The sequence below is a fragment of the Lachnoclostridium sp. An14 genome, from assembly GCF_002160755.1.
Lineage (GTDB): Bacteria > Bacillota > Clostridia > Lachnospirales > Lachnospiraceae > Lachnoclostridium_A.
Window position 1 is genome coordinate 1 of the sequence record NZ_NFLE01000071.1, and the last position, 4,293, is coordinate 4,293.

General features: G+C 50.5%; 6 protein-coding genes. 5 read left to right on the top strand and 1 reads right to left on the bottom strand.

The window, feature by feature from the left end; translation table 11 throughout:
* The first annotated feature begins 239 nt into the window (after positions 1-239).
* The 5 genes from B5E84_RS19970 to B5E84_RS19990 all read left to right on the top strand — a co-directional run bounded on the left by B5E84_RS19970 (position 240) and on the right by B5E84_RS19990 (position 3,750).
* Positions 240-644, top strand: a complete 405-nt coding sequence (locus tag B5E84_RS19970) for an RNA polymerase subunit sigma-70 (protein ID WP_087226666.1) — start codon at positions 240-242, stop codon at positions 642-644.
* Between the two features lie 243 nt (positions 645-887).
* A complete protein-coding gene (locus tag B5E84_RS19975) occupies positions 888-1,454 on the top strand; it encodes a hypothetical protein (protein ID WP_143469291.1) in 567 nt (188 codons plus the stop codon).
* A gap of 132 nt (positions 1,455-1,586) precedes the next feature.
* Positions 1,587-2,087 (top strand): terminase small subunit, encoded by a 501-nt coding sequence (locus tag B5E84_RS19980; RefSeq protein ID WP_087226660.1) that lies wholly within the window; start codon positions 1,587-1,589, stop codon positions 2,085-2,087.
* On the top strand, positions 2,087-3,454 hold the full coding sequence (locus B5E84_RS19985) for a terminase (RefSeq protein ID WP_087226663.1): 1,368 nt from the start codon (positions 2,087-2,089) through the stop codon (positions 3,452-3,454). The genes B5E84_RS19980 and B5E84_RS19985 overlap by 1 nt, the downstream gene beginning before the upstream one ends.
* A gap of 14 nt (positions 3,455-3,468) precedes the next feature.
* The gene (locus tag B5E84_RS19990) at positions 3,469-3,750 is read left to right on the top strand and encodes a hypothetical protein (protein ID WP_242963453.1); all 282 of its coding nucleotides are present in this window, start codon (positions 3,469-3,471) and stop codon (positions 3,748-3,750) included.
* A gap of 33 nt (positions 3,751-3,783) precedes the next feature.
* Here B5E84_RS19990 and B5E84_RS19995 read toward each other — a convergent pair.
* The coding region (locus tag B5E84_RS19995; protein WP_204248633.1) for a UPF0236 family transposase-like protein at positions 3,784-4,293 on the bottom strand (510 nt) is incomplete at its 5' end.

Here is a 4,293-nt window from a genome sequence, read left to right on the forward strand (position 1 = left end):
AGCCGGAGAACGTGGAGAACGCCATCCGGCGGATGAAGATCATAGCTGCCTGGCACGGCCTGGAGGTCATCGGGCGGATCTGGTTGCGGGATCCCGAGACGGGGCGGGAGTACCGGTGACGTGGAAATGACCCTGTGGCGCGCGAGAAGGGCAATTCCAACGGCTTTAAGCAAAAACACGATAACTTTATTATCAAAAGCATAAAACGCCCGTAGCAGGGCGATAAGGAGGTGATGCCGGTGGACAAGCAGATACTGTACCAGTACATAGACGCCTGCGAGCTGGTCAAGGAAACTGAGGAGGAAATCGAGAGGCTCCAGCGCCGCCGGCGGGAGACCGTCACGGACAAGGTCAGGATGTCAGACTATGATTTTCCATTTGGTGAGATCAGCTGCACCATTCACGGCGTGCCCTATGACGCCCTGGATCACGATGCCCTGGACCGGAAGGAGCGCATCCTGGAGCAGCGCAAGGCCGCCGCTGAGGCGATCAAGCTACAGGTGGAGGAGTGGCTAGTAACGGTGCCGCCCCGGATGCAGCGGATCATCCGGTACAAAGTCTTTGAGGGGATGACGTGGGGACAGGTGGCGTTTCGGATGGGCCGGAAGAATACAGAGAATGGCCTAAAAAAAGAGTTTGAATGATTTATGCGAAAAAATTAAAAGTTTGTCACGAATGTCACACAAGTCACGATTTTAAGTGTTATAGTGTAAACTGGAGTCAGTGAATAAACCCATGACTTTAGAGCCCTCCTTAAGATAGTCCCCCGTCAGGTGTCACAGCCTGGCGGGGGATTTGCCTGGTTTCAGGACTCTCCATCCAGACATTCCAGGCACAGAAAGACATCCTAGTATCAGGGTGTCTTTTCTTTTTGGGTGATTTGCGATATGATTGAGAAAAACGTGAGGAGGGATAGTAAAGTGAGGAAGAAGAAAAATATAATAATTGATAAGGCGAAAAGTGTGATGAGCATAGTGAATAAACATAAATATAGGCAAGTGCGTGGAGTGCGTTTTTCAACATCAGGAATAAGGTGGGAAATACACAACAAAGATGATGACATACATTGGCCTTCGTGTCCTCATATGCACGCAATAGAAAAACCGTGGAAACTTGATTTGTATACGGGGAAATATTACAACATAAAAACAGGAAAGCTTGTTGGACAAATTAGAGAAAAAGAGTTAAAGGCAATATGGAAAGTAAAAGGCGTGTTTGAAATCATTCTTTCAGAAAGAGGTAGATATTCAGAATTAAGAAAGGCGAACCCCAAACGTTATCCAGAACTTCCAGAGTTACTATTGATACCATCAGAAGATACGGTGCGTAATAAAAAAGTTTTAAATACTTCGCAAGAATTTGTGGTAGAGTCTACAAAAATTGGAGATTCTATTATAATTCAAATCAAATATAGCAGAGTAAATAGAAAAATTAACAGTATAAAAATGGATTAGAAATTTTGAATTTGAGATAGTTTGTCGTTGTTTCTGTTCTATACCTAAAAAACAAACGCATTTAAGAGGTGGCTCGTCCACCTCTTTTTCCATGCCTAAAAACACCCAGACAAGAAAGCGAGGTGAGCCCAAATGACCAAAAAACAAAAGCGTTTCACAGAAGAATACCTCATCGACCTAAATGCCACCCAGGCCGCCATCCGCGCCGGTTACAGCCCGGCCACCGCAAAGTCCATCGGAAGTGAGAACCTGACGAAACCCGACATCCAGGCGCATATCGCGAAGGCCATGGCCGAGCGCAGCAAGCGCACCGGTGTCAATGCGGATCGAGTGGTCATGGAGCTGGCGAAGATCGCTTTTGTTAATGCAAACGATGTGATCGACACAGACACCGCTACCTTAAAGCCAGACGCCGCTCCAGAAGACACCGCCGCGATCCAGTCCGTGAAGGTGAAGACCTTCGGAGAGGACGGCCTGGAGCGGGAGATCAAGATGGCCGACAAGTTGAAGGCTCTGGAGCTCCTCGGTAAGCATCTGGGAATGTTCAAGGACAAAGTGGAGCTATCCGGCAGCCTGGACATGGAAAAGACCAAGCTGGATGACCTGCTCCAGCAGATGCGAGGTGGCGGATAGTGAGTACGGAAAGATTGCTGCTGTCTGATAAATACAAAGCCTTCCTTCACTGCGGCGCTCCAGTGGAATTCCTGGAAGGTACCACAGCCGCGGGAAAGACCACGGTGGGGCTGTTCAAGTTCATGCTGAAGGTAGCGGAGAGTCCGAAGAAACTCCACATCCTGGCAGCGGATGACACCGGCGCAGCGGAAAAGAACATCATCAACAAGGATCTGGGAATCCTGGATGATTTTGGGGTCCTGGTGGAGTATAAGGGCAATGGATCAGGCGAGTATAAGATGCCGCATCTGATCTTCCACACCACCGGCGGAGACAAGATCATCTTTGTGGTAGGCTACGGCAACAGGCGCAAGTGGAAGGACGCCCTGGGCGGCCAGTATGGTTGCCTGTACATTGACGAGATCAACACGGCTGACATTGATTTTGTCCGGGAGGCAGCCATGCGGTGCGATTACCTGATGGCGACCCTAAACACCGATGACCCGAACCTGGCGGTTTACCAGGAATACATCAACCATTCCCGGCCGTTGCCGGAATGGGAGGTGGAGACGCCGAAGGAAATAAGAGATGAGCTGAAAGAAGAACCAAAACCCGGCTGGGTGCATTGGTTCTTTTCTTTTGCCCATAATTTGGGCCTGCCGGCGGAGAAATTGGAGCGGATTATCCGGAACACGCCGAAGGGGACGAAGATCTGGAAGAACAAGATCGAGGGCCTTCGCGGGAAAGCCACCGGCCTGATTTTTCCCAATTTTGACCGGAAGAAACACGTGGTCACGGCAGCCTGGGTGAGACAGCAGGTGGAAACCGGCGCGTTTCGGTTTAAAAAGTTTTCGGCGGGGCTGGATACGTCCTACTCCAGCCGGTCCCCGGATACCATTGCCATGGTATTTCAGGGGATTACCACAGACCGGCGGCTGATTGTCCTGGACGAGAAGGTGTATAACAATGCGGATCTGGACAAGCCCCTGGCCCCATCAGACACGGCGCAGAAATTCACGGCGTTTTTGGATCGGAATCAGGCGGAATGGGGGCTGGCAAAGGATGTGTTTGTGGACAGCGCGGATCAGGCAACCATCACGGAGCTGCGGAAATACAAGCGGCTCCACGGCTGCATCTACAATTTCCTGGACGCCTACAAGGCGCTGTCCATCATTGACCGCATCAAGTTGCAGCTGGGCTGGATCCAGCAGGGATGTTACCTGGTGGTGGACACCTGTGCGGGACATTTGGGGGAGTTGGACCGGTATTCCTGGCAGGAGGATAAGGACGCGCCGGAAGATAAAAATGACCATACCATCAACGCGTCACAGTATGGCTGGATTCCATACCGGGCGCTGATCGGGTTTGAGGAGGAGAAAAGGAAATGAGGTGGCTATCGAGTTTGAGCGATAACGTAAAACGGGGGATTCGGAGCTGGCTGAACATTCAGCCGGTCGGGGTCCGCGGCATTCAGATCAACGAGGTGATGGATTTTGAGCTCCACGCCATCCGCAACCGCATCTGGTACCGGGGAGATGGAAACGAGCTGGAACAGTTCTACCAGCAGAGCGCGGAGTACGCGGACCGGTATAAATTTTGGGCGTCCCGGTGTACGCCGGGGCTGGAAATGCGAAAGATTCACACGGGGCTGCGATGGTGTAACTCTACCTGGGGAACCATATAGGCAGACTCCACCTGTCACTTTTCTTCATTCTTGTCAGCATATTCCGGCTATTGCCGATTGAAAATAGAACTTCGCTCCAGTCTGTCTGCTCACTGTTGCCTGTAACGCCTCGATGTATTTCCCGTTTTTCTTTTGCTTTTGTTTTTCCCAAGCAAGGATCTCATGTGCACTAAAGCACCGTTTCTCATCTTCCTTTTCTGCTCCCTCTGTCCCTTCCGTTTTTAAAGGCAACAGCAACTCTGACAAGTCCCTTCCGTTTTTCAAATAGATTCTCAACTGGGCCACATGATCGGCTCCTTTTAGACTCCATCCCATTGGCCTGCTGCTCATCCGGGCCGACAATATATGGCTCACATGGCTTTCCGTGCTACTGCCGATATTTTCCTCTGTTTCCTTCAGACGCTCCTGAATCCCCTTCCAATTCCGTTTCAGATAACTCCACGCTTTTTGCAGCTTATTCTGTTTTCTTTCCGTTAACCGGGCATACTTTTCCTGAATCCATTCTTCTACTTTCCTTTTTTGATTTTCTCGGATCCAGGTCAG

Excerpts from the sequence above, each read along its gene's own strand:
- B5E84_RS19980 (WP_087226660.1), top strand. The coding sequence starts at position 1,587 with ATGACCAAAAAACAAAAGCGTTTCACAGAAGAATACCTCATCGACCTA.
- B5E84_RS19975 (WP_143469291.1), top strand. The coding sequence starts at position 888 with ATGATTGAGAAAAACGTGAGGAGGGATAGTAAAGTGAGGAAGAAGAAA.